Source organism: Burkholderia sp. BE17 (genome assembly GCF_009362305.1).
GTDB classification, from domain to species: domain Bacteria; phylum Pseudomonadota; class Gammaproteobacteria; order Burkholderiales; family Burkholderiaceae; genus Burkholderia; species Burkholderia pyrrocinia_C.
The window spans coordinates 59,886-85,634 of the sequence record NZ_WHNU01000024.1 but is presented as its reverse complement, the minus strand read 5'-3'; the positions used below and the strand labels follow the sequence as shown (position 1 = coordinate 85,634).

The 25,749-nt window shown below is 67.7% G+C and carries 20 protein-coding genes and 1 pseudogene; 13 read left to right on the top strand and 8 right to left on the bottom strand.

Annotated elements, in window-relative coordinates:
- Positions 1 to 91 precede the first annotated feature (91 nt).
- A complete protein-coding gene (gene zwf, locus GD429_RS21290) occupies positions 92 to 1,567 on the bottom strand; it encodes a glucose-6-phosphate dehydrogenase (RefSeq protein ID WP_152859617.1) in 1,476 nt (491 codons plus the stop codon).
- Positions 1,568 to 1,769: 202 nt separating this feature from the next.
- Here zwf and GD429_RS21285 point away from each other — a divergent pair, with 202 nt between their 5' ends.
- The 4 genes from GD429_RS21285 to GD429_RS21270 all read left to right on the top strand — a co-directional run bounded on the left by GD429_RS21285 (position 1,770) and on the right by GD429_RS21270 (position 6,250).
- Positions 1,770 to 2,348 carry a TetR/AcrR family transcriptional regulator gene (locus GD429_RS21285; RefSeq protein ID WP_321574757.1) on the top strand — a complete coding sequence of 193 codons (579 nt, stop codon included), beginning with the start codon at positions 1,770 to 1,772 and terminating at the stop codon, positions 2,346 to 2,348.
- 196 nt (positions 2,349 to 2,544) lie between these two features.
- Positions 2,545 to 3,417, top strand: coding sequence for an SDR family NAD(P)-dependent oxidoreductase (locus GD429_RS21280; RefSeq protein WP_152859613.1), 873 nt, complete (start codon positions 2,545 to 2,547; stop codon positions 3,415 to 3,417).
- A gap of 265 nt (positions 3,418 to 3,682) precedes the next feature.
- Positions 3,683 to 4,873, top strand: coding sequence for a M20 aminoacylase family protein (locus GD429_RS21275; protein ID WP_152859611.1), 1,191 nt, complete (start codon positions 3,683 to 3,685; stop codon positions 4,871 to 4,873).
- Positions 4,874 to 4,927: 54 nt separating this feature from the next.
- Entirely contained in the window at positions 4,928 to 6,250 is a 1,323-nt protein-coding gene (locus tag GD429_RS21270) for an MFS transporter (protein ID WP_152859683.1), read from the top strand.
- Between the two features lie 64 nt (positions 6,251 to 6,314).
- Here the strand turns inward: GD429_RS21270 and GD429_RS21265 are convergent, their stop codons facing one another.
- Complete coding sequence (locus tag GD429_RS21265; protein ID WP_152859609.1) at positions 6,315 to 7,235, bottom strand: LysR family transcriptional regulator; 921 nt, start codon at positions 7,233 to 7,235, stop codon at positions 6,315 to 6,317.
- A 136-nt stretch (positions 7,236 to 7,371) separates the two neighbouring features.
- On the opposite strand from GD429_RS21265, the gene GD429_RS21260 reads away from it, so the two are divergent.
- Complete coding sequence (locus GD429_RS21260) at positions 7,372 to 8,145, top strand: transporter substrate-binding domain-containing protein (RefSeq protein WP_152859608.1); 774 nt, start codon at positions 7,372 to 7,374, stop codon at positions 8,143 to 8,145.
- 56 nt (positions 8,146 to 8,201) lie between these two features.
- Entirely contained in the window at positions 8,202 to 9,317 is a 1,116-nt protein-coding gene (locus GD429_RS21255) for a succinylglutamate desuccinylase/aspartoacylase family protein (RefSeq protein ID WP_152859606.1), read from the top strand.
- Between the two features lie 252 nt (positions 9,318 to 9,569).
- Here the strand turns inward: GD429_RS21255 and GD429_RS21250 are convergent, their stop codons facing one another.
- Entirely contained in the window at positions 9,570 to 10,355 is a 786-nt protein-coding gene (locus tag GD429_RS21250; RefSeq protein ID WP_034181732.1) for an IclR family transcriptional regulator, read from the bottom strand.
- A gap of 444 nt (positions 10,356 to 10,799) precedes the next feature.
- Here GD429_RS21250 and pcaF point away from each other — a divergent pair, with 444 nt between their 5' ends.
- The gene (gene pcaF, locus GD429_RS21245) at positions 10,800 to 12,002 is read left to right on the top strand and encodes a 3-oxoadipyl-CoA thiolase (RefSeq protein ID WP_131949166.1); all 1,203 of its coding nucleotides are present in this window, start codon (positions 10,800 to 10,802) and stop codon (positions 12,000 to 12,002) included.
- A 92-nt stretch (positions 12,003 to 12,094) separates the two neighbouring features.
- Here the strand turns inward: pcaF and GD429_RS21240 are convergent, their stop codons facing one another.
- Both GD429_RS21240 and GD429_RS21235 read right to left on the bottom strand, forming a co-directional pair.
- Entirely contained in the window at positions 12,095 to 12,622 is a 528-nt protein-coding gene (locus tag GD429_RS21240; protein ID WP_152859604.1) for a DUF523 domain-containing protein, read from the bottom strand.
- 116 nt (positions 12,623 to 12,738) lie between these two features.
- Positions 12,739 to 13,017 (bottom strand): annotated as a pseudogene (locus GD429_RS21235) (SAM-dependent methyltransferase); the annotation flags it as partial.
- Between the two features lie 307 nt (positions 13,018 to 13,324).
- Here GD429_RS21235 and GD429_RS21230 point away from each other — a divergent pair.
- A complete protein-coding gene (locus GD429_RS21230) occupies positions 13,325 to 14,869 on the top strand; it encodes a PAS domain-containing methyl-accepting chemotaxis protein (protein WP_152859602.1) in 1,545 nt (514 codons plus the stop codon).
- 411 nt (positions 14,870 to 15,280) lie between these two features.
- A complete protein-coding gene (locus GD429_RS21225) occupies positions 15,281 to 16,825 on the top strand; it encodes a PAS domain-containing methyl-accepting chemotaxis protein (RefSeq protein WP_152859600.1) in 1,545 nt (514 codons plus the stop codon).
- Positions 16,826 to 16,940: 115 nt separating this feature from the next.
- On the opposite strand, the gene gabD is transcribed toward GD429_RS21225, so the two are convergent.
- Both gabD and GD429_RS21215 read right to left on the bottom strand, forming a co-directional pair.
- Positions 16,941 to 18,410 (bottom strand): NADP-dependent succinate-semialdehyde dehydrogenase, encoded by a 1,470-nt coding sequence (gabD, locus tag GD429_RS21220; protein ID WP_034181738.1) that lies wholly within the window; start codon positions 18,408 to 18,410, stop codon positions 16,941 to 16,943.
- 85 nt (positions 18,411 to 18,495) lie between these two features.
- Positions 18,496 to 19,779 (bottom strand): 4-aminobutyrate--2-oxoglutarate transaminase, encoded by a 1,284-nt coding sequence (locus tag GD429_RS21215; protein WP_105391109.1) that lies wholly within the window; start codon positions 19,777 to 19,779, stop codon positions 18,496 to 18,498.
- 126 nt (positions 19,780 to 19,905) lie between these two features.
- Between GD429_RS21215 and GD429_RS21210 the strand changes: the two genes are divergently transcribed.
- Complete coding sequence (locus tag GD429_RS21210) at positions 19,906 to 21,414, top strand: PLP-dependent aminotransferase family protein (protein WP_152859598.1); 1,509 nt, start codon at positions 19,906 to 19,908, stop codon at positions 21,412 to 21,414.
- A 145-nt stretch (positions 21,415 to 21,559) separates the two neighbouring features.
- Here the strand turns inward: GD429_RS21210 and GD429_RS21205 are convergent, their stop codons facing one another.
- Positions 21,560 to 22,396, bottom strand: a complete 837-nt coding sequence (locus GD429_RS21205) for a DMT family transporter (RefSeq protein ID WP_152859596.1) — start codon at positions 22,394 to 22,396, stop codon at positions 21,560 to 21,562.
- A 105-nt stretch (positions 22,397 to 22,501) separates the two neighbouring features.
- Here GD429_RS21205 and selD point away from each other — a divergent pair, with 105 nt between their 5' ends.
- From selD to GD429_RS21190, 3 genes are all read left to right on the top strand, one after another.
- Complete coding sequence (gene selD, locus GD429_RS21200; protein ID WP_152859594.1) at positions 22,502 to 23,566, top strand: selenide, water dikinase SelD; 1,065 nt, start codon at positions 22,502 to 22,504, stop codon at positions 23,564 to 23,566.
- Between the two features lie 72 nt (positions 23,567 to 23,638).
- A complete protein-coding gene (locus GD429_RS21195) occupies positions 23,639 to 24,229 on the top strand; it encodes a LysE family translocator (protein ID WP_152859592.1) in 591 nt (196 codons plus the stop codon).
- 283 nt (positions 24,230 to 24,512) lie between these two features.
- On the top strand, positions 24,513 to 25,592 hold the full coding sequence (locus GD429_RS21190) for a purine-nucleoside phosphorylase (RefSeq protein WP_152859590.1): 1,080 nt from the start codon (positions 24,513 to 24,515) through the stop codon (positions 25,590 to 25,592).
- Positions 25,593 to 25,749: the final 157 nt, after the last annotated feature.

Sequence of the window (25,749 nt, the reverse complement as noted above, 5' to 3'; positions counted from 1 at the left end):
GGAAGGCGGGGCGAGGCGTGGCGGACATGCGCCCCGATCGGCCCGGCGTGCCGCGTGGCGGCACGCCGTCGTGCTGCGCGTCGTGTTGCGGTTATGCCTCTTCGGACCAGGACATGCCGTCGCGCGCGAGCAGCGCCGACGAGGCCGCGGGCCCGAACGTGCCGGCCGTATACAGGCGCGGCCGGTCGCCGAGCTGCTTCCAGCCGTCGAGGATCGGCTCCACCCACGACCATGCGGCTTCGAGCTCGTCGCGGCGCATGAAGTGCGTGAGGCGGCCGCGGATCACGTCGATCAGCAGCCGTTCGTACGCTTCCGCGCGCCGTTCCGGAATCGCCTGCTGCAGGTCGAGGTTCAGGCTCACGGGCACCATGTTCATGCCGCTGCCCGGTTCCTTCGCGAGCATCTGCAACTGGATCGATTCTTCCGGCTGGAGCTGGATCACGAGGCGGTTGCCGTAATGGCGCGGGCCGGTCGGGATGATCGAGAACGGCATGTCCGCGAACTCGATCACGATTTCCGACTGGCGGCGCTGCAGCCGCTTGCCCGTGCGCAGGAAGAACGGCACGTTCGCCCAGCGCCAGTTGTTGATGTGCGCGCGCAGCGCGACGAAGGTTTCCGCGCGGCTGTCCGCCGGCACGTTGTCTTCCTCGAGATAACCCTTGACCGGCTGGCCGTCGACCGCGCCGGCCGTGTACTGGCCGCGCACCGTTTCGCGCGCGACGTCCGACAGCGTCATCGGCCGCAGCGAGCGCAGCACCTTCAGCTTTTCGTCGCGTACCGCGTCCGGGTCGAGCGACACGGGCGGCTCCATCGCGACGATGCACAGCAGCTGCAGCAGGTGGTTCTGCACCATGTCGCGCAGCGCGCCGGTATGGTCGTAGAAGCCCGCGCGGCTGCCGACGCCGACCGTTTCCGCGACGGTGATCTGCACGCTGCGGATGTTCGGCGCCTGCCACAGCGGCCCGAAGATCGGGTTGCCGAAGCGCAGCACCATCAGGTTCTGCACGGTTTCCTTGCCGAGGTAGTGGTCGATCCGATAGATCTGCGATTCCTCGAAGTGCTTGCCGACCGCATCGTTGATCGCCTTCGCGGATGCGAGATCGTGGCCCAGCGGCTTTTCGAGGACGACGCGCGAGCGCGCGTCGACGAGGTGCGCGGCCGACAGGTTGTCGCAGATCGTCGTGAACAGCTCCGGCGACGTCGACAGGTAGAACACGCGGATCGCATCGCCGCGCGCCGCTTCGGCGAGCCGCAGGTAGTCGTCCGGCGCGTTCACGTCGATCAGCACGTACTTGAACAGGTCGAGGAAACGGCTCCATGCGTCGGCGTTGAACGCCTTCTCGTCGATGAACGGGCGCGACTGCTCGTCCATGAACTTGCGATAGCCGTCGATGCCCCAGTCGCGGCGGCCGACGGCGATGATGCGCGTCTCGGGCGGAAGGTTGCAGTGCAGGTGCGCCATGTACAGCGCGGGCAACAGCTTGCGGGCGGCCAGGTCGCCGCCGCCGCCGAAGATGATCATGTCGACGGGCCGGTCGGCCGCGGTCTGGGTAGGCTGATTCGTCATGAGTGGTTCGCGGTTTGAAACGGGGAACGTGAAACGAACGTCGAAGGCATCGGGCGCCGATGTGCCGGCACCGGTACGGCAAAACGATAATAGTGCACGGTTTTGATGGATTGCGTGTGCGTTCCCCCCAGATGTAACAGGGCTTGCGTTCCGTCGGACGGCCTGATTATGATTGAGCGCTCACTCATTAAAGGAATCGAACGTGGCCCGACCGCGCAGTCCCGACAAGCACGAAGCCATCCTCGCCGCCGCCGCCCGCGCGCTCGCCGAGGACGGCGCGACCGCGACGACCGCGCGCATCGCGCGGCTCGCCGGCGTGGCGGAAGGCACGGTGTTCACGTACTTCGAGACCAAGGATGCGTTGCTGAACGCGCTGTACCTGAGCCTGAAGGCCGACATGCGCGAAGCGATGATGGCCGGGTTTCCGGAAGGCGCGCCGGCGGAGCATGCCGTGCGGCATGCGTGGAACGGCTATGTATCGTGGGGTGTCGCGAATCCGGACGGGCGGCGCGCGCTGCAGCAGCTCGGCGTGAGCGGGCGTATCGACGACGCGCATCGCGCGGCCGGCGCCGAAGGCTTCGGCGCGATCCGCTCGCTGCTGCGGGAGCAGATCGTCGCGTCGCGCGGGCTGACGGCCGACGAAGCGCACGCTTTCTGCGCGGCGTTGTTTACGTCGATCGCGGAAACGGCGATGGAGTCGGTTGCGCGCGATCCGGCGCGGGCCGATGCGTACCGGGAAGCCGGGTTTCGTGCGCTGTGGGCTGTGCTGCACGCCGTGTGAGCGTGAGGCGAACGACGTGACGGAAGGGTTGGCCGTCGCGACGGCACAGGCGGTGCGTGCGCCGTACGACGGAAGGCAGGACGGTTTCACGGTTTCAGGCAGGGCGACGCATCGCACGAATCATCGATGCATCGTCGATATTAATGAGTGAGTAATCATTCATTTTCGTGGTTTCATCTTTTCGAGGAGTGGAAAAATGTCGAAGGTCTGGCTGGTAACAGGGGCCGCGCGCGGCCTGGGCCGAGCGATTTCGGAAGCCGTGCTGGCGGCGGGCGACCGGCTGGTGGCCGGCGCGCGCGATCCCGCGCGGCTGGCCGATCTGGCCGAGCAATACGGCGACCGGCTGCTGCCGGTGGCGCTCGACGTCACCGACGAAGCGGCGGCCGCGCGGGCCGTCTCGGCGGCACGCGAAGCGTTCGGCCGCATCGACGTGCTGGTGAACAACGCGGGTTACGGCCATACGGCGCCGTTCGAGCAGATGGGCGCCGATGACTTCCGTGACCAGATCGAAACGAACCTGTTCGGCGTGATCAACCTGACGCGCGCGGTGCTGCCGACGATGCGCGCGCAGCGCGCGGGCCACATCTTCCAGGTGTCGTCGGTCGGCGGGCGCACGTCGACGGCCGGTTTGTCCGCGTACCAGGCGGCGAAGTGGGCGGTCGGCGGGTTCAGCGACGTGCTGTCGAAGGAAGTCGCCCCGTTCGGCGTACGCGTGTGCACGCTGGAGCCGGGCGGGATGCGCACCGAATGGGCCGCGCAGGCGAAGCGCAGTGTCGACGGTCTGCTGCCCGACTACCAGCCTTCGGTCGGGACGATTCTCGAATTGCTCGGCGCGTATGGCGGCCATGAGGTTGGCGATCCGGTGCGGATCGCGAAGCTGATCGTCGAGCTGTCGCGTCGCGACGACGTGCCGATGCGCCTGCTGCTCGGCGGCGATGCGCTGTTCGTGTGCGAGCAGGCGGAAACGCAGCGCGCGGAAGAGGCGGCGCGGTGGCGGGATGCGACGCTGTCCACGCAGTTTCCGGATGCGAAGCTGCCGGAGGGGCTGGACGCGTTGAAGCGCGTGTAATGAGCGCGGCCATGCGCGGCTCGCGCGGCGGCGCGGGCCGTGCGTAGCGGCAGGTCCGACGCGAGCGGCCGGACGATCGGCGGCCGGCCGTTGTGACGGGGGCGCGATAAACGCTCGCCCCCGTATTAACCCTGATTAATAAACCTTATCGCGGTGAAAAATTCCGCATCTTATTGAACCGATATCGGCTCGATATAGTGGCTCGCTTTCCCGCACGCACCGTCCGCGTGTGGCTGACACGCTGACAATCAGCAGGAGCCGCTTGATGACCACCGACGTCCGCTTCACCGAAATCGAGGATCTGATGCCCGCCGCCGGCGGGCTGCGCGAGATCCGTCACCACATCCATCACCATCCCGAACTCGCGTACGAGGAGCACGACACGGCCGCGCTCGTCGCGGACAAGCTCGAGCAATGGGGCTGGCAGGTGACGCGCGGGGTCGGCAAGACAGGCGTCGTCGGCACGCTGCGCGTGGGCGACGGCGCGCGCAGCATCGGCATTCGCGCCGACATGGATGCGCTGCCGATCATCGAGGCGACGGGCCTGCCGTATGCGAGCGGCACGCACGGCAAGATGCACGCGTGCGGCCACGACGGCCACACGACGATGCTGCTCGGCGCCGCGCAGCATCTCGCGAAGACGCGCAATTTCTCCGGCACCGTGCACCTGTATTTCCAGCCGGCGGAAGAACACGGCGTCGACAGCGGCGCGAAGAAGATGATCGACGACGGCCTGTTCGAGCGCTTCCCGTGCGACGCCGTGTTCGGCATGCACAACCATCCGGGCGCGGCGCCCGGCGTATTCCTCACGCGGCGCGGCCCGTTCATGTCGGCCGGCGACAAGGCGATCATCACGATCGAAGGCGTCGGCGGCCACGCGGCGCGGCCGCACCTGACGGTCGACCCGGTCGTCGTCGCGGCGAGCATCGTGATGGCGTTGCAGACGATCGTCGCGCGCAACGTCGACCCCGCGCAGCCGGCGGTCGTCACGGTCGGCTCGATGCACGCGGGCACCGCGAACAACGTGATCCCGAACGGCGCGCGCCTCGAACTCAGCGTGCGCTCGTTCAGCCCCGACGTGCGCGCGCTGCTCAAGCGCCGCATCGTCGAGCTGGCCGAAACGCAGGCCGCGAGCTACGGCGCGAGCGCGAATGTCGAGTACATCGAAGGCTACCCGGTCGTCGTCAATACGGATGCCGAAACGGATTTCGCCGCGCAGGTCGCGCGCGAGCTCGTCGGCGATGCGCACGTGGTCGAGCAGACCGACCTGCTGATGGGCAGCGAGGATTTCGCGTTCATGCTGCAGCAGCGGCCGGGCTCGTTCGTGCGGCTCGGCAACGGCGAAGGCGAGGACGGCTGCATGGTGCACAACCCGAAATACGACTTCAACGACCGCAACCTGCCGATCGGCGCGGCGTTCTGGACGCGTCTCGTGGAGCGTTACCTGGGGCGGTGATCGCGGTGGCGCGCGGCCGGCGCTTCCGGCCGTATTGAGAAGGAGACCGGAATGATGCAGAAAGACAATCTCGCACTGCACCCCGCACCGGCGGTGGCCGTCGAAGCCGGCGCACCCGCCGTGACGCGGCGCGGCGCGATCGCGGCGGCCGTGATCGGCAACTGGCTGGAATTCTTCGATTTCACCGTGTACGGCTTTTTCGCGGTGCTGATCGGCAAGCTGTTCTTCCCGTCGAGCGATCCGACCACGTCGCTGCTGCTGTCGGTCGCGACGTTCGCCGCCGGCTTCTTCACGCGGCCGCTCGGCAGCGTCGTGCTCGGCGTCTACGCGGACCGCAAGGGGCGCAAGGCCGCGCTGAACCTGACGATCATGCTGATGGCGCTCGGCACGGGCCTGATCGCGATCGCGCCGACGTATGCGCAGGCGGGCATGGCCGCGCCGCTGCTCGTCGTGTTCGCGCGACTGATGCAGGGCTTCTCGCAGGGCGGCGAATTCGGCGCGGCGACTACCACGCTGCTCGAACAGGGCGGCGCGTCGCGCCGCGCGTTCCGCGCAAGCTGGCAGCTCGCGACGCAGGGCGGCGCCGCGCTGATGGGCTCGGGCTTCGCGGCGCTGCTGTCGAACACGATGACGAAGGATGCGCTCGAAAGCTGGGGCTGGCGGCTGCCGTTCCTCGTCGGCGTGCTGATCGCGCCGGTCGGCATGTATCTGCGCCGCCGGCTCGCGGACGACGCGCCCGGCGACAGCCATCACGCGATCGAGCGCGGCGTGCTGCACGAGCTGTTCTCGAAGCACGCGCGCACGGTGCTGCTGCTGATGCTCACGGTGATGGGCGGCACGGTGTCGACCTACATCCTGACTTTCTACATGCCGACCTACGCGATCCATACGCTCGGCCTGCCGATGAAGCTGTCGATGTTCGTCGGCGTCGCATCGGGCTGCGTGATGCTGGTCACGTGCCCGTTGTTCGGCTGGCTGTCGGACCGGATCGGCAGCCGGCGCGTGCCGATCTTCGTCGGCCGCGGCGTGCTGGTCGTACTGCTGTTCCCGGCGTTCTGGCTGATGAATCATCATCCGACGCTGTCGGTGATCCTGCCGCTGACCGCACTGATGCTGCTGTTCTATTCGCTCGGCTCGGCGTCGGAGATGGCGCTGATGTGCGAGTCGCTGCCGCGCCATGTGCGCGCGACGGGCATCTCGATCGCGTATGCGCTCGCGGTGACGATCTTCGGCGGCACCGCGCAGCTCATCGCGACCTGGCTCGTGAAGACGACCGGCAGCAAGCTCGCGCCGGCCGGCTACGTGGCCGCGTGCGTGGTGCTGTCGCTGATCGCGGTCGCGATGCTGCGCGAGACGGCTCGGGAGTCGATGGACTGACGCGCGGCGTAGCGGGCATCCGGCAACTGGCATCCGGCGACGGGCATCCGTCGGCAAGACGCGCCTACCGCCCGCGCACCATCCTCAGGTACGACGCGAGCATCGTCGCGAGTTCCTGCGCGGCCGGCGCCAGCGGCACGGCCGCGCGCTGCAGCAGGCAGACGTCCTGCGATTCCGCCTGCTCGCGCACGGGCACCTTGGCGAGCGCGCCGGCGAACGGGCCGTGCCGCGTGATGGCTTCGGTTTCGAGTGCGAGGGAATCGGTCTGCGTGACGATCTGCAGCGTCTCGAACATGCCTTCGACGGTCGCGAGAATCTTCGGCGGCGGCTGACCGTGCGCGTCGAAGTATGCGAGCAGCCGGTTGACGACCGGGTCGGCGCTCAGGTTCGGCGAGCGCGTGGACACCCACGCGTAGCCGGCCAGCTCGGCGAGCGATTGCGCGTGCATCGCCGGATGCCCGGTGCGGCACACGACCACCGGCGCCGACGCATGCAGCGGCGTGACCGCGAGGTCGGTCGTGTCGGTCTGCTTCGCGACGTGCGAGATCGCGAAATCGATCGCACTTTCCCGCAGCCAGCCGATCATCATCCGCGACGTGCCGGTGCGCAGGTGCACGTCGACCTTGTCGAAGCGCGCGCGAAACGCGGTCAGCACGGGCGCGAACGCGTCGATCAGCGGTTCGGTCACGAGACCGAGCGTGACGGTGCCTTCGTATGCGCCGCTCAGTTGCCGGATTTCCCGCTCGACCTGCTCGCATTCGCCGAGGATCGAACCGGAGCGCGCGAGCAGCCGCTGGCCGACGGCCGTCGGCACGATCCCGCGATTGGTACGCGTGAACAGCGTCGCGCCGAGCATCGCCTCGAGGCTTTGCAGTTGCTGCGTGACGCCGCTTTGCGCGAGATCGAGCGCACGCGCCGCGGCGCGCAGGCTGCCGTGCTCGACGACGGCCTGGAAGATGCGAAGCTGGGATAGCGTGAACGCCATGGGCAAGCGCGATGCCGGTGATCGGAAATGCTGATCATGATAAGGCAGCCGATGATTCCGGCGGCGGCGCGTGCGCACTACGATCGCTGGCAGTCCGGCTCATGCCGTTTGCCCCTCTTCCTGCCTCCCGTCGATCATGAAACGCTTCCTCGTCCCGCTCGTTTCCCTGTGCATCGGATTGGCGGCCACATCCGCCGGCGCGCTCGACGCGCATGTCGTGCGTCTCGGCATCGACCCGACCTATCCGCCGATGGACGCGAAGGCGCCCGACGGCAGCCTGAAGGGTTTCGACGTCGATCTCGGCAACGAGATCTGCCGTCGCGCGCAGTTGCGCTGCCAGTGGGTCGAGCTCGAGTTTTCCGGGATAATTCCCGCGCTGCAGGCGCGCAAGATCGACGCGATCCTGTCGTCGATGGCGATCACCGAGAAGCGCGAGAAGCAGATCCTGTTCTCGTCGAAGCTGTTCCGTTTCAAGTCGCGGCTCGTCGCGCGGCCCGAGAGCGGGCTCGGCAGTTCGGCGGCGTCGCTGGCCGGCAAGCGCGTCGGCGTGCAGTCGGGCACGCAGTTCGAATCGTGGGCGCTCGCGCACTGGGCGCCGGCCGGCGTCGGCGTGGTGCCGTACAAGAGCCAGGACGACGTGTTCGCCGATCTCGTCAACGGCCGGCTCGACGCCGCGCTGCTCGGTACGGTGGAAGCCGATTACGGGTTCCTGCGCCAAGCGCGCGGCAAGGGCTTTGCGTTTGTCGGCGCGCCGCTCGACATGGGCGATCGCGGTGTCGGCATCGGCATGCGGCAGTCCGATACGGCGCTCAAGACGTCGATCGATGGCGCGATCGCGTCGATGCTGAAGGACGGCACCTACGACAGGATCGCGAAGCAGTACTTCGATTTCAACCCGTACGGCGACTGAGCGCCGTGCATGGCGGGTTCCCCGATTCCTCCGCTTTCATCCGTTCGAGACCATCGATGCAGATTCGCACCACACCGCTCCTGTCGCCGTCGATCGGCACGCAGCGCACGCTGACGAGCTTTCATTTCGGGCCGGCCGATACCGGCCGCAAGATCTACCTGCAGGCCGCGCTGCACGCGGACGAGACGCCCGCGATGCTTGCGGCGTTCGTGCTGAAGCAGCGTCTCGCGCAGCTCGATGCGGCAGGCCGGCTCGCGGCCGAGATCGTGCTCGTGCCGGTCGCGAACCCGGTCGGCCTCAATCATCATCTGCTCGGGCAATTCATCGGCCGTTTCGACCTCGCGAGCGGCCGCAATTTCAATCGCGGCTTCCTGCCGCTCGCGGAAATCGCTGCGCGTGCGCGCGACCGGCTCGGCGACGACCCCGAACGCAATCGCGCGATCGTGCACGAATGCGTCGGCGCGGCGCTCGACGATATCGCGCCGCGCACCGAATTCGACGCGCTGCAGCTCGCGCTGCTGAAGCTGTCGCATGACGCCGATGTCGTGATCGACCTGCATTGTTCGCTCGAAGCGGTGATGCACGTGTACACGAGCGACACCGCGTGGCCGGAGGTCGAGCCGCTGGCGCGCTATCTCGGCGCGGACGTGTCGCTGCTCGCCGAGGATTCCGGCGGGCACGCGTTCGACGATGCGCATCACCTGCTGTGGTCGCAGTTGCGGCAGCACTTGCCGGACGGCACGCCGATGGCGGCCGGCACCGTGGCCGTGACGGTCGAGTGCCGCGGCCAGCGCGACGTGACGTATGAATATGCGGAACGCGATGCCGATGCGCTCGTCGACTATCTGGTGTGGCGCGGCGCGGTGCAGCGCGAACGCGCGCCGCTGCCGCCGCTTGCCGCGCCGGCCACGCCGCTCGCGGGCAGCGAGCAGTTATATGCGCCGGTGAGCGGGATTCTGGTGCACCGTGCGGCGATCGGCGCGACGATCCGCGCCGGCGATCCGCTGTTCGACATCGTCGATCCGCTGACGGATGCGATCACGACAATCTCGAGCGGGACCGATGGGGTGTTCTATATGCGGCGCGCGATCCGTTTCGTGACGGCCGGTGCGCCGCTCGGCCGCGTGACGGGCACGGTGCCGGTGCGCACGGGGATGTTGCTCGGCGCGTGAGCGGGCGGCATGTCCGAAGGACGCCGCGCATTTTCGTTCTCGTCAGATTGACCGGGGCTCGTCGCGTCACTAGATTGTGCGGCGCGGAGTTTGCTCCGTGTTCCGTGAGAAGAACGTTGCAAGAGGGTCAGAGTTGGCGGGCAGCTTGTGCTGCCCGCTTTTTTTTCTTTACGGAGAATGTCGTATCGCCGATACGACAATTGCATCGGGCAGAGCGGCCTGACGATCCGCTACGTATGCGCGCCCCGTCACTCACCCGCGCCTTGCCACCAGCTCCGACACCGTCTGCGCGGCCTGCTGCAGCGGCCCGAGAAATTCCTTCACCATCTGCTTCGCGGTATGCCGCTGCGCGTTGCCGCTGATGTTCATCGCCGCGATGATCTGCCCGCGCCGGTTGCGGATCGGCGCGGAGATCGACATCAGGCCCACTTCGAGTTCCTGGTCGACCACGGCCCAGCCTTGCTGGCGCACCTGTGCGATCGTCGCCTTCAGTTCGCCGAGGTCCGTGATCGTGCGCGGCGTGTGCGCGCGGATGTTGCTCTGCGCGAGCGTTTCGTCGAGCGCCGCGTCGTCGAGCGCGGACAGCAGCACGCGGCCCATCGACGTGCAGTACGCGGGCAGCCGGCTGCCGATCGACAGGTTGATCGTCATGATCTTGTGCGTCGGCACGCGCAGCACGTAGACGATCTCGGTGCGGTCGAGCACGGCGGCCGAGCAGCTTTCGTGGATCTGCGCGGACAACTGTTCCATCACGGGATCGGCGAGATTCCAGAACGGCATCGACGTCAGGTACGCGAAGCCGAGCTCGAGGATCTTCGGCGTGAGCCGGAACAGCCGGCCGTCGGCGTCGACGTAGCCGAGCGTCTGCAGCGTGAGCAGGATCCGGCGCGCGCCCGCGCGCGTCAGGCCGGTAGCCGACGCGACCTCGGTGAGCGTCTGCTCGGGACGCGCCGCGTCGAACGCGCGGATCACCGCGAGGCCGCGCGCGAACGACTGCACATAGGAGTCGCCGGGTTTCTGAGTGTCTTCGGTTGTCATGGGCGGTTGGAATATCGTGCAGCCGAGAAGATAGCGCATGGGGCCTGACACGCCAACCGCATGGCGGACCGGGCGCTTGACAGGTCGTCCCCGCACTCCCTATGATGCGTTGAACGTTCGATACACGATCTTATGTTCGTATATAGAACATTTAAGCGCATCCCGGCGGGTTATGCAAGGGGCGCGCCCGTTCATTTCCCAGCCTTGTATGTGGCCGGAGCCGGCGCTAGCGCGCCAACTCTGATCGACCGCCGTGGGGCTGGAGTAAGCGCTAAAGCGTCAACTCCAGCCAACCACGCCATGGGATCGGACTAAGCGCTAAAGCGCCAACTCCGATCGACCGCCGTGGGGTTGGAGTAAGCGCTAAAGCGCCAACTCCAGCCAACCACGCCATGGGATCAGAGTAAGCGCTGAAGCGCCAACTCTGATCGACAGGAGACACTGATGACCGAAGCTTTTCTGTGTGATGCGATCCGTACCCCTATCGGCCGTTACGGCGGCGCGCTGTCCGGCGTGCGCGCCGACGACCTGGGCGCGGTGCCGCTCAAGGCGCTCGTCGAGCGCAACCGCGACGTCGACTGGACGGCGATCGACGACGTGATCTACGGCTGCGCGAACCAGGCCGGCGAGGACAACCGCAACGTCGCGCGCATGTCGCTGCTGCTCGCGGGCCTGCCGCAGGGCGTGCCGGGTTCGACGATCAACCGGCTTTGCGGTTCCGGGATGGATGCGGTCGGCGTGGCCGCGCGCGCGATCAAGTCGGGCGAGGCCGCGCTGATGGTCGCGGGCGGCGTCGAGAGCATGACGCGCGCGCCGTTCGTGATGGGCAAGGCCGCGAGCGCGTTCGCGCGCCAGGCCGACATCTACGATACGACGATCGGCTGGCGCTTCGTCAATCCGCTGATGAAACAGCTTCACGGCGTCGATTCGATGCCGGAGACGGCCGAGAATGTCGCGGTCGACTACAACATCAGCCGCGCCGATCAAGACCTGTTCGCGCTGCGCAGCCAGCAGAAGGCTGCGCGGGCGCAGCAGGACGGCACGCTCGCGGAGGAAATCGTTGCAGTCACGATTCCGCAGAAGAAGGGCGATCCGGTCGTGGTGTCGCGCGACGAACATCCGCGCGAGACGTCGCTCGAAACCCTCGCGAAGCTGAAGGGCGTCGTGCGCCCGGACGGCTCGGTGACGGCCGGCAACGCATCGGGCGTCAACGACGGCGCCGCCGCGCTGCTGCTGGCAAACGAAGAAACCGCGAAGCGCTTCGGCCTGACGCCGCGCGCACGCGTGCTGGGCATCGCGACGGCCGGCGTCGCGCCGCGCGTGATGGGCATCGGCCCCGCGCCGGCCACGCAGAAGCTGCTTGCGCGACTCGGCATGACGATCGACCAGTTCGACGTGATCGAGCTGAACGAGGCGTTCGCGTCGCAGGGCCTCGCGGTGCTGCGCATGCTCGGCGTCGCCGACGACGATCCGCGCGTGAACCCGAACGGCGGCGCGATCGCGCTGGGCCATCCGCTCGGCGCATCGGGCGCGCGTCTCGTGACGACCGCGATGTACCAGCTGCATCGCACGAACGGCCGTTTTGCGCTGTGCACGATGTGCATCGGCGTCGGCCAGGGCATCGCGATCGCGATCGAACGCGTCTGACCCGCGTTACGCGGCGAAGCGACCGAACAAGCGTCGCTTCGCCGTTCCCCGAACGATGCGCGGCACGACAATCGTCGTGCCGCGCATTGTCGTTAACCGGCCTGCGATATCTGCCTGAGGCGCGCGTCGAGCGCGTCGATCTCGGTATCCGCGAACACCTCGATGCCGTGCTCGCGCAGCAATGCCGCCGTGACACCGGCGCCCGCGTGCCGCCGGTTCGCGAAACTCCCGTCATAAAGGAAGGTGCTGCCGCACGACGGACTGCCGTCGGCCAGGATCGCGAAGCGGCAATCGTGCGCGCGCGCGAGCGCCAGCGCGGTTTGCGCGCCGGAGACGAACGGCGCCGTCACGTCGGTTCCGTTCACGTCGACGATGCGTGCGGCGCCCGACAGAACCCGCTGCCCCGATTCGCCATCCGCGATTTCGGCGGGCGGGCGCGGCACGCTGAGGCCGCCTGCCAGTTCGGGGCAGACGGGCACGAGACGCCCTTCGCGCAGCCACCGTTCGAGCGCCTCGTGCGCGGCGGTTTTGGCCGAGCCGTTGTAACGCACCGGATGACCGATCACGCACATGCTGACGAGGATCTTCGGCGTGGCTTGCGGCTGCGGTTCGTTCTGCAATTTCGCTCTCCGTGTCGGCTGATGGTAGCCGCGGCAAAGCGGGAAATTCTACGCGTCACCCGCATGCCGGTGCGTCAGTTCGCAGGCCTTTCCAGATGAATGTCTTCCGGCGCGAGCGCGTACAGCGCCGGGTCGGGCGATGCGCTGATCGTGAAGCCGATCGCTTCGTCGGAGATGCCGACGCCCGTCGCGTCCGCGCCGTCGCGCACGAGGCTCGGCGTGTCCTGCCCTGCGTTGCACTGCAGGAGCCGCAGGCCCGTGACGTCGCCGAGCAGCTCGCGTTCCGTCGAGCCGCCATGGCGGAAAAAGGCGGCCTGATCGCCTTTATGGCGGTTATGCGCGACTGTCGCCGTATTCCAGGGCCGTCGATTCAGTTCATGCAAAGCCTTTTTCATCGAATTCGAATGCCGGTTGAATGAGGCAGGTCAGGCCGAATCGTTTCACCGCTCGCAACGAATGCCGGTATTGACACGCTCCGCGTTGTGACATGCGCATCAGCGCGCGCGGCGACTATCGCCGGATTATTTGATCGAAATCATTGTGCCGGCTGAATTGCATATTTCATGGGCGCAAAGGGTAAGGTTTTCCGCCGGATTGCCGACAGTAAAAAAGAAGACCGTCGTAAAGCGATAAACCGTTTTTCGGCTACTGAGCGCGATTTCAGCGCGACGCGGACGACAGATCCGCCTTTCGGAGCCTTGCATGCGCAACAACCAGCCCGTTACCCAACAAGAATTCGATTTTCCCGACGACGTCACGCTGATGTCGACGACCGATGCCGACGGCACCATCACGTACGCGAACACGACGTTCGCGCAGGTGAGCGGCTTCTCGAACGAGGAACTCGTCGGCCAGCCGCACAACGTGGTGCGCCACCCGGACATGCCGCGCGAGGCGTTCGCCGACATGTGGGCGACGCTCCGGCGCGGCGAGCCGTGGACCGCGCTCGTGAAGAACCGCCGCAGGAACGGCGATCATTACTGGGTGCGCGCGAACGCGATCCCGGTGATGCGCGACGGCGAGCCGCAGGGCTACATGTCGGTGCGCACGAGGGCGCCGCGCGACGAGACCGCCGCTGCCGACGCGCTGTATCGCGCGTTTCGCGAAGGCAAGGCCGGCCAGCGCCGGTTTCACAAGGGGCTGGTCATTCGTACCGGGCTGCTGCGCATCGCGTCGCTGTCGCAGACGATGTCGGTGCGTGCGCGCGTTCATGCGGCGCCGTGCGTGCTGGCGCCGGCTGTCATCGGCGCGGGCTGGGCATGCGGGCTGGCCGGCGGCGGGCTCGCGGCGTTTGCCGGCGTGACGGTCGCCGTGGCGGCGGCGGCCGGGTTGTGGCTCGACGCGCAGATCGTGCGTCCGCTGAAGCGGCTGCACGACCAGGCGCTGAACGTCGCGACCGGCGAAAGCCGGCGCGGCGCGCGGATGAACCGCGTCGACGAGATCGGGATGACGCTGCGCACGATCAACCAGCTCGGGCTGATGTTCCGCTGGCTCGTCGACGACGTCAGCGAACAGGTGCACAACGTGCAGCGCGCGAGCAACGAGATCGCGCAGGGCAACAACGACCTGAGCGCACGCACCGAGCAAGCCGCGTCGAGCGTGCAGCAGACGGCGGCGTCGATGGCCGAGATGACGGCGACCGTCGACAGCAACGCGGAAACCGCGCTGCAGGCCAACCGGCTCTCGGTGTCGGCGAGCGATGCGGCCGAGCGCGGCGGAAAGGCGGTGAGCGAAGTCGTCACGACGATGAACGACATCACCGACAGCTCGCGCAAGATCGCGGACATCATCGGCGTGATCGACGGCATCGCGTTCCAGACCAACATCCTCGCGCTGAATGCGGCGGTCGAGGCCGCGCGTGCGGGCGAGCAGGGGCGCGGCTTCGCGGTGGTCGCGGGCGAGGTGCGGGCGCTCGCGCAGCGCAGCGCGAACGCGGCGAAGGAGATCAAGACGCTGATCGGCGCGAGCGTCGAGCGGGTCGAGTCGGGCGCGCGGATCGTCGATGGCGCGGGCAAGACGATGGAGGACATCGTCACGCAGGTGAAGCGCGTATCGGACCTGATCGCGGAGATCAGCTCGTCGACGGCCGAGCAAAGCACGGGCGTTGCGCAGGTCGACCAGGCGGTCGTGCATCTGGACAACATCACGCAGCAGAACGCGGCGCTCGTCGAGCAGAGCACGGCGGCGTCGGAGAGCCTGAAGCAGCAGGCGACTCGGCTCGTGGATGCGGTGAACGTGTTCAGGTGATCGTCGGGCGCGCGCGACATGCGTGCCCGATCAATGCATCCGGCTTGTCGCGCGCCATGCGAGTTCAGGTTTCTCGATTCAATCGAAATACGCCAAACGACTGATGTCCGTATTTCGGATTTTGCGTTCATCCATTGAATCGACTCGGAGGGAATTGCGCGAAATAATCCGCCGAATGGCTGTCGAACCGTTGCCCAGCCTGGTGGTTTATTTCATCCATAAACAAATTGTTTGGTGAAAACAAGATGATGCATATTCAATGCATATTTTCCCTAATGCAGCATAATGTTTTCGCCGAATTTGCCGAAAGCGCAGGAGCATGACCTACGCGCTTGCGGATCGACCGCAATGCGCGGGGTCTCGAATCAATCGACAAGCGGGCGCAAGATCCGCTACCCGGAGCTCCTCACCATGCGCAACAACCAGCCCGTCACGCAACGCGAATTCGAATTCCCCGACGATGCGACGCTGATGTCGACGACCGATGCCGACAGCCATGTCACGTATGCGAACGCGGCATTCATCCAGGTCAGCGGGTTTTCTCCCGACGAGATCGAAGGTCAGCCGCACAACGTGGTGCGCCACCCGGACATGCCGAAGGAGGCATTCGCCGACATGTGGGCGACGCTCAAGGGCGGCGAGCCGTGGACCGCGCTCGTGAAGAACCGCCGCAAGAACGGCGATCATTACTGGGTGCGCGCGAACGCGGTGCCGGTGATGCGCAACGGGCAGCCGAAGGGCTATATGTCGGTGCGCACGAAAGCGTCGCGCGACGAGATCGCCGCTGCCGAGGCGCTGTACAAGGAATTCCGCGAAGGGCGCGCGGGCAACCGGCATTTTCACAAGGGGCTGATCGTCCGCAAGGGCATTGCGGGCTTCACGTCGCTGTTCCAGACGATGTCGGTGCGCGCGCGGCTCCATGCGTCGCTGTGCGTGCTCGCGCCGGTGGTGGTGGCCGGCGGCTGGGCATGCGGGCTGGCCGGCGGCCCGCTCGCGGCGTTCGCGGCGGTGACGGCGGGCGCCGCCGTTGCCGCGGGCCTGTGGCTCGATGCGCAGATCGCGCGCCCGCTCATGCAGTTGCGCGACGAGGCGTTGCGCGTCGCGACCGGCGAGAGCCGCAGCGGCGTGCGGATGAACCGCGTCGACGAGATCGGGATGACGCTGCGCACGATCAACCAGCTCGGGCTGATGTTCCGCTGGCTCGTCGACGATGTCAGCGAACAGGTGCACAACGTGCAGCGCGCGAGCAACGAGATCGCGCAGGGCAACAACGACCTGAGCGCGCGTACCGAACAGGCATCGACGAGCGTGCAGCAGACGGCGGCGTCGATGGCCGAGATGACGGCGACCGTGTCGAGCAACGCGGAGACGGCGCTGCAGGCGAATCAGTTGTCAGTGTCGGCGAGTGAAGCCGCCGGGCGCGGCGGGCAGGCGGTAAGCGAGGTCGTCGCGACGATGAACGACATCACCGACAGCTCGCGCAAGATCGCGGACATCATCGGCGTGATCGACGGCATCGCATTCCAGACCAACATCCTCGCGCTGAATGCGGCCGTCGAGGCGGCGCGCGCGGGCGATCAGGGGCGCGGCTTCGCGGTGGTCGCGGGCGAGGTGCGGGCGCTCGCGCAGCGCAGCGCGAACGCGGCGAAGGAGATCAAGACGCTGATCGGCGCGAGCGTCGAGCGGGTCGAGTCGGGCGCGCGGATCGTCGACGGCGCGGGCAAGACGATGGAGGACATCGTCACGCAGGTGAAGCGCGTGTCGGACCTGATCGCGGAGATCAGCTCGTCGACGGCCGAGCAAAGCACGGGCGTTGCGCAGGTCGACCAGGCGGTCGTGCACCTGGACAACATCACGCAGCAGAACGCGGCGCTCGTCGAGCAGAGCACGGCGGCGTCGGAGAGCCTGAAGCAGCAGGCGACGCGGCTGGTCGATGCGGTGAACGTGTTTCGCTGATCGCGGGGAGGAGAGGCGACGCGGGCGCGGCGGAGAGGGGTACCGGCCCGCGTCGGACCGCCCGGTTCCGGCCGGGCGGTCAGCGCCTGTCACCGAAGCGACAGGCGCTGAACCGTCACACGGCGAGGCAGAGGTACTTGATCACGACGTAGTCGTCGATGCCGTAGTGCGAGCCTTCGCGGCCGAGGCCTGACTGCTTGACGCCGCCGAATGGCGCGACTTCGTTCGAGATCAGGCCCGTGTTCACGCCGACCATCCCGTATTCGAGCGCTTCGGCGACCTTCCACACGCGGCCGATGTCGCGGCTGTAGAAGTACGCGGCAAGACCGAACTCGGTGTCGTTCGCGAGGCGGATCACCTCGTCGTCGCTGCCGAACTTGAACAGCGGCGCGAGCGGCCCGAACGTTTCTTCCTTCGCGACCTTCATCGCCGGCGTGACACCCGTCAGCACGGTCGGCTCGAAGAAGCCGTGGCCGAGCGCGTGGCGCTTGCCGCCCGTCACGACGGTCGCGCCCTTCGCGAGCGCGTCCTCGATGTGCGCCTCGACCTTCAGCACGGCCGCTTCGTTGATCAGCGGGCCTTGCGTGACGCCCGGCTCCGTGCCGCGACCGACCTTCAACTGGCCGACCGCCGCCGCGAGCTTCTGCGCGAACTGGTCGTACACGGCTTCATGCACGTAGAAGCGGTTCGTGCACACGCACGTCTGACCGCTGTTGCGGTACTTCGACGCGATGGCACCCTGTACGGCCGCATCGAGATCCGCGTCGTCGAACACGATGAACGGTGCGTTGCCGCCGAGTTCCAGCGAGACCTTCTTGACCGTCGCCGCGCACTGCGCCATCAGCAGGCGGCCGACCGGCGTCGAGCCGGTGAACGACAGCTTGCGCACGATCGGGTTCGACGTCAGCTCGCCGCCGATCGCCTTCGGGTCGCCCGTGACGACGCTGAACACGCCGGCCGGCACGCCGGCACGCTCGGCCAGCACGGCCATCGCGAGCGCGGAGAACGGCGTTGCCTCGGCCGGCTTCACGACGATCGGGCAGCCTGCTGCGAGCGCCGGGCCGACCTTGCGCGTGATCATCGCCGCCGGGAAGTTCCACGGCGTGATCGCCGCGCACACGCCGATCGCTTCCTTCGTCACGACGATGCGCTTGTCGCTCGCCGGCGTCGGGATCGTGTCGCCGTACACGCGCTTGCCTTCTTCCGCGAACCATTCGAGGAACGACGCCGCGTAGCCGATCTCGCCCTTCGCCTCGGCCAGCGACTTGCCCTGCTCGGTCGTCAGGATCAGCGCGAGGTCGTCGGCGTTTTCCATCATCAGGTCGTGCCACTTGCGCAGGATGACCGCGCGTTCCTTCGCGGTCTTCTTGCGCCACGCCGGCCATGCGGCGTTCGCGGCGTCGATCGCGTGACGCGTCTCGGCCGTGCCCATCGCCGGCACGGTGCCGAGCAGGCCGCCCGTCGCCGGATTGCGGACTTCGAACGTCTCGCCGTTCGATGCGTTTTGCCATTCGCCGTTGACGTACGCCTGCTGGCGGAACAGCGACGGATCTTTCAGTGCCAGGGTTTCCTGAACAGTGCTCATGTGTATGTAGCCTGCCTTGAAGATGAAAGACGAAACGGCCGCCGCCGTCCTGACGACGGCGGCGGCGCATTCAGTTGACGGGAACTCAGGCCGGCACGCCGACCGTTTCCTTCAGCACTTCCTCGAGGATCACGAGCGCTTCGTCGAACACGGCTTGCGGGATCGTCAGCGGGAACAGGAAGCGCACGACGTTCGAGTACACGCCGCACACGAGCAGCAGCAGGCCGCGCTCGAGCGCACGCGCCTGCACGCGCTTCGTGAATTCCGCATCCGGCTCGCCCGAGCCCGGCTTCAGGAACTCGACCGCGACCATCGCGCCCGGGCCGCGCACGTCGGCGATCTGCGGCACGTCGGCCTGCAGCGCGTTCAGCTTCGCCTTCAGCACGTCGCCGAGTTGCGTGGCGCGCTCGCACAGCTTCTCTTCGTCGATGATCTCGAGCACCGCGTGCGCCGATGCGACCGCCAGCGGGTTGCCCGCGTACGTGCCGCCGAGGCCGCCGGGCGCTGCCGCGTCCATCACGTCCGCACGGCCGACGACGCCCGACAGCGGCATGCCGCCCGCGAGGCTCTTCGCCATCGTGATCAGGTCGGCCAGCACGTCGTAGTGCTGCATCGCGAACAGCTTGCCGGTACGCGCGAAGCCCGTCTGGACTTCGTCGGCGATCAGCAGGATGCCGTGTTCGTTACAGATCTTGCGCAGCGCGCGCACGAATTCGGCCGGCGCCGGGTTGAAGCCGCCTTCGCCCTGGACCGGTTCGAAGATGATCGCGGCGACGCGCTTCGGATCGATGTCGGCCTTGAACAGCATCTCGATCGCCTTGATCGAGTCGGCCGTCGTCACGCCGTGCAGCGCGGTCGGGTACGGGGCGTGGAACACGTCGCCCGGGAACGGGCCGAAGTTCAGCTTGTACGGGGCGACCTTGCCGGTCAGCGCCATGCCCATCATCGTGCGGCCGTGGAAGCCGCCCGAGAACGCGATGACGCCCGGACGGCCGGTCGCGGCGCGCGCGATCTTGATCGCGTTCTCGACGGCTTCGGCGCCGGTCGTGAAGAACGCGGTCTTCTTCGGGAAGTCGCCCGGCGCGCGTGCGTTGATCTTCTCGGCCAGCTCGACGTACGACGCGTACGGGACGATCTGGTAGGCGGTGTGCGTGAAGCTGTTCAGCTGATCCGAGATCGCCTTGACGATCTTCGGGTGGCGGTGGCCCGTGTTCAGCACCGCGATGCCGGCGGCGAAATCGATGAAGCGGCGGCCTTCGACATCCCACAGTTCCGCGTTCTCGGCACGGGCTGCGTAGAAATCGCACATCACGCCGACGCCGCGCGGGGTGGCGGCGTTCTTGCGGGCCTGCAGGTCGGCATTCTTCACGGTCATCTCCTTGATGTTCTGTCCGGTGGGTAGAAAATCGGGCGCGTTGGCAGCCCATGGAGCCGACTATAATCACATTTGGCTCTGGCAATCAGAGCCATTTCAATAAATATTCAGGAGCCAATCATGCGCGCGAGCGTGTTGTCGGACTGGCTGGCGCAGCGCCTCGTGCGCGGCGGCGAACAGCCGATCTACCGGCAGCTTCACCGGCTGCTGCAACAGGCGATCCTGTCGCGCGAACTGCCGGCCGGCACGCGCGTGCCGTCGTCGCGGCTCTTGGCCGCCGAGCTCGGGATCGCGCGCAACACGGTCACGCAGGTTTACGAACAGCTTGCGCTCGAAGGTTATGTGAACTCGGCGACGGGCCGCGGCACGTTCGTCGCCGACAGCGCGCCGGACGAGATCGTCGGCGCGCCGCCCGACGCGGCGGCCGGCCCGGCTGTCGTATTGCCGTCCGCGCGGCGGCTGTCCGCGCGCGGCACGCGGCTCGTCGAAGGGGCCGGCGTGTCGAAGCGCCAGGGCGGCGCGTTCATGCCGGGCGTGCCCGATGTGTCGCGATTTCCGGCGCGCGTGTGGACACGGCTGCACAACAAGTACTGGCGGCGCCTGCGCCCCGACCTGCTGACCTATGCGCCGGGCGGCGGGCTCGCGCTGCTGCGCGAGGCGCTGGCCGACTACCTGCGCACGTCGCGCTCGGTGCGCTGCACGCCCGAGCAGATCGTGATCACGACCGGCATCCACCAGTCGATCGACCTCGCGGTGCGGCTCCTGACCGATCCCGGCGACGCGATCTGGACCGAGGACCCGTGCTACTGGGGCGTGCGCAGCGTGCTGAACGTGTCGGGGCTGACCACGCGGCCGATTCCGGTCGACGACGAAGGCATCGCGCCGTCGGCCGCCGATCTCGCCGAACCGCCGAAGCTGATGCTCGTCACGCCGTCGCACCAGTATCCGCTCGGGATGGTGATGAGCCTCGCGCGGCGCCGGATGCTGCTCGAATACGCGCGCCAGCACGGCTGCTGGATCATCGAGGACGACTACGACAGCGAATTCCGCTACGGCAGCCGGCCGCTCGCGTCGCTGCAGGGTCTCGATACGGCCGGGCAGGTGATCTACGTCGGCAGTTTCGGCAAGACGCTGTTCCCCGGGCTGCGGGTCGGCTACCTGGTCGCACCGGAACCGCTCGCGGAAAGCTTCGCGACCGCGAGCGCCGAGCTGTATCGCGAAGGGCAGTTGCTGCAGCAGGCCGTGCTCGCCGAATTCATCGCGGAAGGGCATTTCGTGTCGCATATCCGCAAGATGCGCACGCTGTACGGGCAACGCCGCGAGGTGCTGCTCGATGCGGTCGCGCGCCGCTACGGCGACACGCTGCAGGCGCTCGGCAGCGACGCGGGGCTGCATCTCGTCACGCAATTGCCGGAAGGCGTCGACGATCGCGCGGTCGCGCAGGCCGCGCTCGAGCGCAATATCGTCGTGCGGCCGCTGTCCGGCTATTACGCGGATCGCGGGCGCGCGGCGTCGGGGCTGCTGCTCGGTTATGCGTGCGTACCGGAGGACGAGATCGCGCCGGCATTCGCGACGCTCGCGGAGGCGATCGACGAGCGGGCGTTCGGCGGGGTGGCGGTGGCTGCTTGATGGTCGATGGTGTCGCTGCGTCGCGGAGCAGTGCGAGTCGATCGCCACCGTCTCTCCGCGGCGCGGATGGAACGTACGGGCGGGCGGCGAGATGCGCGGGCCGCATCCCGGGCGTCGGTGCGACGAAGGTCGTCGGCCCGCGCGCCTACAACCGGATCAGCGCTGCACCCGCCACGACCAGCGCACATGCGGCGAGCCGCTGCGCGCCGGGCCGCTCGCGCATCACGAACCAGCCGATCGCGACCGCGAAGATCGAACTCGTTTCGCGCAGCGCCGACACGGTCGCGACCGGCAGGTGCCGGTACGCGAGGATCACGATCGCATAGGCTGCGAGCGAGATCGTGCCGGCGATCGCCCCCTGCTTGAGCGCGCTGCGCGAGCCGAGCACCGCGCGCGGGCCGCCGCGCAGCGCGCAGACGAGCACGAGCTGCGGCACGCTCCACAGCAGGTACACCCACGCGATGTAGCCGAGCGCGCTGCCGGACACGCGCGAGCCGATCCCGTCGCAGATCGAATACGCGGCGATGAACACGCCCGTGAGCAGCGCATACGGCACGCCTTCCCCGGAGAACCTGAAGCCGCGGCGCAGCGCGAGCGACATGATGCCGAACGACACTAGCGCGATGCCGGCGAAGCCGAACGGCGTCGGCCGCTCGTGCAGCATCGCGAACGCGAGCACCGACACGAGCAGCGGCGACATCCCGCGCGCGATCGGATAGATCTGCCCGAACTCGCCGCTGCGGTAGGCGCGCACGAGCGTGAAGCAGTACGCGATCTCGAGCGCGGCCGACGCGGCGACATACGGCCATGCGGCGGGCGCCGGCGCGGGCAGCAGCACGGCGCCGGCGACGCCGAACGCGAGATACGGCAGCGACATCGTGCCGAGCTGGACGAGCCGGTCCTCGCTGACGTGCAGGAATGCATTCCAGATGGCGTGCAGCAGTGCGGAGCACAGCACGAGGCCGATGAACAGGTGATCCATGAACGAGGGGGCGGACGAGGGCGGGCGCCGACGATTATGTAGCTATCGGGCGCGCTCGCGCGGAATTGTCGATAATGGAGCGTTGTTATTCACCGGATGCCGACGATGACCGAAGCCACCCAAGCCCAGCCTGCCGTTCCGCGCCTCACGAGCCTGTCGCACGGGGGCGGCTGCGGCTGCAAGATCGCGCCGGGCGTGCTGTCCGAGCTACTGAAGCGCGCGACGCCGCCCGCGCTGTTCCCCGACCTGCTGGTCGGCACCGAGACGTCCGACGACGCGGCCGTGTACCGGCTGAACGACGAGCAGGCGATCGTCGCGACCACCGATTTCTTCATGCCGATCGTCGACGATCCGTTCGACTTCGGCCGCATCGCGGCGACCAACGCGCTGTCCGACGTCTACGCGATGGGCGGCAAGCCGATCCTCGCGCTCGCGCTGGTCGGCATGCCGATCAACGTGCTGCCGCACGAGACGATCGCGGCCGTGCTGCGCGGCGGCGAATCGGTGTGCGCGGACGCCGGCATTCCGGTCGCGGGCGGCCATTCGATCGATTCGGTCGAGCCGATCTACGGGCTCGCGGCGATCGGCGTCGTGCATCCGTCGCGCGTGAAGCGCAACGCGGCCGCGCGCGCGGGCGACGTGCTCGTGCTCGGCAAGCCGCTCGGCGTCGGCGTGCTGTCGGCCGCGCTGAAGAAGAACCAGCTCGACGCCGCGGGTTATGCGCAGATGGTCGCGACGACCACCAAGCTGAACCGGCCGGGCACCGAGCTCGCCGCGCTGCCGGGCGTGCACGCGCTGACCGACGTCACGGGCTTCGGGCTGCTCGGCCATACGCTCGAACTGGCACGCGGCGCGCATCTCACCGCGCGTGTGCACTACGCATCGCTGCCGTGGCTCGCGGGCGTCGAGGCGTTCGTCGCCGACGGCGTGTTCACCGGCGCATCGGGCCGCAACTGGGCCGCATACGGCACGGATGTGCGGCTCGCCGACGGCCTGCCGCCCGTCGCACAGGCGCTGTTGACCGATCCGCAGACGTCGGGCGGCCTGCTCGTCGCGTGCGCGCCGGAAACGGTCGACGAAGTCCTCGCGTGCTTCCGTGCCGACGGCTTCGACCACGCAGCCGTGATCGGCGAGATGGTGGACGGGCCTGCGCGCGTCGACGTCGCCTGACGCGGCGTTGCCGCACCGGATCGTTCGGCGGTCGCTGGAATCGATGCCTTCCCTCGAAGGCATCGGCGACCGATGAACGACTTCCTGTTCGGGCTGACGATCGCGCTGTCGGTTGGGCCCGTCGCGCTGATGATCGCGAACTACGGCATGCGCGCCGGCACCGCCACCGGCATGCGCGCGGCGGTGGGCGTGGCCGCTGCCGACGGCTGCTATGCGGTCGTCGCGTTTACGATCGGCGCGATGCTCGCGAGCACGCTCGCGTCGCACCTGTCGCTGTTCCGTGCCATCGGCGCGCTCGTGTTGCTCGCGATGGGCACGCGGATGCTGTGGCAGGCGCTGACGGATCGGCGCCGCACGCTCGACGGCGATGTACCGACGCCGGGCAATCGCCCGTTCACGTCGATGTTTTTCGTCACGCTCGCGAACCCGCTGACCATCCTGCTTTTCTATGGCTATGCGACGGCTGCCGCCGGTGCGCATCGGCACTGGCTGTTCGGCGCCGCGTGCGTGTTTGCCGGCAGCCTCGCGGGGCAGCTCGTGTTCGCATTCGGCGGCAGTGCGATCGGGCGTATCGTGAAGTCGCCTGGGTGGCTCGCGGCGAGCCATGTGGTTGCCGCGCTGGTCGTGCTCGGTTACGGCGTCGCGGGGCTCGTGCGCGTATAGCGGTTCGGGAGCCGGCCGAAGTCGACGTCGACGACCGTGACGCGCATGGGTATGTCGGCGGGCGTTCGTGCCTGCCAACCGGATAGCATTCCTGACGGTTGCCGTGCACGGTGACGGTGCGAAACCAATGAAGCGCATCGCGTTGTGCAACACGCGCACCGTCGCACGAAACACGGGTGGCCGTTTCGTAGCCGGGTTCCGCATTGCGCAGGCCCGTTCTATACTCCCTCGCGCAGTCTCCGAGAGCCGTTCTCACCCAACATCACCGAAACAAGGAACGCCGATGCTGACTCGCTCCATTCTTTCCGCCGCCGCATTCTCGCTCGCGGCCTGTGCGACCGCGCCGTCGATCGCGCAGGACAACCAGGGCAACAACGCGGGCAACGCTGCATTTGCCGAGACCGGTGCACAGGGCCGCCCGGTCAAGGTCATGATCATCACGATGTTCGGTCCGGAGGGCCAGGCCTGGCTCGACCGGATCGGCCCGTGGCGCGACATCGCCGTGCCGGGCCTGTCGCCTGACTATCCGGCCGTTCACTGCAACAAGCAGGATGTATGCGTGGTGACGACCGGCATGGGCTATGCGAACGCGTCGGCGACGATCATGGCGCTCACGTTCTCGCAGCGCTTCGATCTGCGCCGCACGTATTTCCTGATCTCCGGCATCGCGGGCGTTGACCCCGCGCAAGGCACGGTCGGGTCCGCCGCGTGGTCGAAGTATCTCGTCGATTTCAGCCTGCAGTGGGAACTCGATGCGCGCGAGATTCCGTCTGGCTGGAACACCGGCTTTCTCGGCATCAACACGAAGAGCCCGAACGACAAGCCGCCGCTCGACTACCGCACCGAAGTGTTCCAGCTCAATCCGCAACTGACCGACGCCGCGTACGCGCTGTCGCGCAACGTCGTGCTCGCCGACAGCGCGCAGGCGCAGGCCGCGCGCGCGAAGTTCACGTATGCGCCGGCGAACCGGCCGCCGACGGTGATCCAGTGCGACACGTCGTCGGGCAACACGTGGTTCTCGGGCACGCTGATCGGCGAGCGCGCGCGCCAGTGGACGAAAATTCTGACCGACGGCAAGGGCACCTACTGCATGACCGCGCAGGAAGACAACGCGACATACGAAGCGCTCAAGCGCGCGGCGAGCGTGAAGCGGGTCGACCTGTCGCGCGTCGCGGTGCTGCGCACGGGCTCCGATTTCGACCGGCCGTATGCGGGGCAGACGAGCGCCGACAACCTGCTGAACTACGCGGACCAGGGCGGTTTCGCCCCGGCGACCGAAAACCTGTACCGCGCGGGCAACCCGCTCGTGCAGGACATCGTGACGCACTGGGGCGAATGGCGCGACGGCGTGCCGCGCCGCTGATGGCCGGACGGTGACTCAGCCGGCGGTCAATGCAAGTGAGGGGCCGAACGGAACGGCGTCCAGACCGGCGTGGTGTCGTCCCAGTGATCGAGCGGCGAAGGAAGTTGGTCGTTCATCATGTGCTCCTGCAACTAACTGACTCAGCGAGTCGTCGATG